Source organism: Bacillus sp. SIMBA_074 (assembly GCF_046534555.1).
Taxonomy (GTDB): Bacteria; Bacillota; Bacilli; order Bacillales; family Bacillaceae_G; genus Bacillus_A; species Bacillus_A mycoides.
The window spans coordinates 1-267 of record NZ_JAWRYM010000623.1 but is presented as its reverse complement, the minus strand read 5'-3'; the positions used below and the strand labels follow the sequence as shown (position 1 = coordinate 267).

Sequence of the window (267 nt, the reverse complement as noted above, 5' to 3'; positions counted from 1 at the left end):
AAAATGAACCAAGAATAAAGGGAAATACACCGTATACTGACGGTTCACCTTCTGGATCCCATTTAAGCTGCGTTAAAAATTCTGTGATGCTGACCCCGTTCACAAAGAACGTGGACAGCCCTTTGGATGCAATGAAATAGGTGATGGACAAAACAACTACGACTAGCAATGCTGCACAATCCAATGCTATGGTTCTGCCTGTCAGATTCTCTGGAAACTGACGCTTGTTGGACGTCAGCATTTTTCGCGCAATCATGGATTGCCGTT

The 267-nt window shown here is 44.2% G+C and carries 1 pseudogene; it reads right to left on the bottom strand.

Features of this window, described 5'->3' with window-relative positions:
- Window positions 1-267, bottom strand: a pseudogene (locus SB773_RS32245) (phosphate ABC transporter permease subunit PstC); the annotation flags it as partial.